Consider the following 1,558-nt stretch of genomic DNA (forward strand, 5'->3'; position numbering starts at 1 on the left):
GAGGCGTTCACCCGGCCGGCGATGATGCACACCCTGGCGCAGATCGGTTTCCAGCAGTCGTACACGTACTTCACCTGGCGCAACGACAAGCGGGAACTGACCGAGTACCTGACCGAGCTGTCGGGTGAGGCGGCGGCCTGGATGCGGCCCAACTTCTTCCCCAACACCCCCGACATCCTGCACGCCTACCTCCAGCACGGCGGCCGGCCCGCCTTCGAGGTCCGGGCCGTGCTCGCCGCGACCCTCTCGCCGGCCTGGGGCATCTACAGCGGCTACGAACTGTGCGAGAACACACCCCTCAAGGAGGGCGGCGAGGAGTACCTCGACTCGGAGAAGTACCAGCTCAAGCCCCGTGACTGGCAAGCCGCCGAACGCGACGGACGCACCATCGCCCCCCTCATCACCCGGCTCAACGACATCAGGCGGCGCAGCCCGGCCCTGCGGCAGCTGCGCGATCTCCACTTCCACCACGCCGACCGGGACGCGGTGATCGCCTACTCGAAGCGGAGCGGATCGAACACGGTTCTCGTGGTCGCCAACCTCGACCCCCACGACACCCAGGAGGCCACGGTCTCGTTGGACATGCCGCAACTCGGCCTGGACTGGCACGAGACCGTGCCGGTGCGCGACGAGCTCACCGGCGAGACCTATCACTGGGGCAGGACCAACTACGTGCGTCTCGAACCGGGGCATAGGCCCGCGCATGTCTTCACCGTCCTGCGACCGTCCCACCCGCAGATCGGAGGGTCACCCACAATATGATCGTCAATGAGCCCGTTCCGGACACCTTCGAGGACACGCCCGCCCAGGACCGGAACCCGGACTGGTTCAAGAGCGCCGTCTTCTACGAGGTCCTGGTCCGCTCCTTCCAGGACAGCAACGGCGACGGCGTCGGCGACCTGAAGGGCCTGACCGCCAAGCTCGACTATCTGCAATGGCTCGGCGTGGACTGCCTCTGGCTGCCACCGTTCTTCAAGTCACCCCTGCGCGACGGCGGTTACGACGTCTCCGACTACACCGCCGTGCTGCCCGAGTTCGGCGACCTCGCCGACTTCGTGGAGTTCGTGGACGCCGCCCACCAGCGCGGCATGCGCGTGATCATCGACTTCGTCATGAACCACACCAGCGACCAGCACCCGTGGTTCCAGGAGTCGAGGCGCGACCCGGACGGTCCGTACGGGGACTACTACGTCTGGGCCGACGACGACAAGCAGTACCAGGACGCCCGCATCATCTTCGTCGACACCGAGGCCTCCAACTGGACGTACGACCCGGTACGCAAGCAGTACTACTGGCATCGCTTCTTCTCGCACCAGCCGGACCTGAACTACGAGAACCCGGCCGTGCAGGAGGAGATGATCTCCGCGCTGAAGTTCTGGCTGGATCTCGGCATCGACGGGTTCCGGCTGGACGCGGTGCCGTACCTGTACCAGCAGGAGGGCACCAACTGCGAGAACCTGCCCGCCACCCACGCGTTCCTCAAGCGGGTCCGCAAGGAGATCGACGCCCAGTACCCGGACACCGTGCTGCTGGCGGAGGCCAACCAGTGGCCCGAGGA

2 protein-coding genes are annotated in these 1,558 nt (G+C 66.3%); both read left to right on the plus strand.

Annotation, left to right across the window (positions count from 1 at the left end):
• Window positions 1-762, plus strand: a 762-nt coding sequence (locus ABVB68_RS36735; protein WP_503006575.1) for an alpha-amylase family protein, incomplete at its 5' end; no start/stop codon positions are given.
• A partial coding sequence (locus tag ABVB68_RS36740) for an alpha-amylase family glycosyl hydrolase (protein ID WP_353605566.1) occupies window positions 759-1,558 on the plus strand: 800 nt, incomplete at its 3' end. The genes ABVB68_RS36735 and ABVB68_RS36740, both read left to right, overlap by 4 nt.

Source organism: Streptomyces sp. NPDC096012 (assembly GCF_040426375.1).
Taxonomy (GTDB): domain Bacteria; phylum Actinomycetota; class Actinomycetes; order Streptomycetales; family Streptomycetaceae; genus Streptomyces.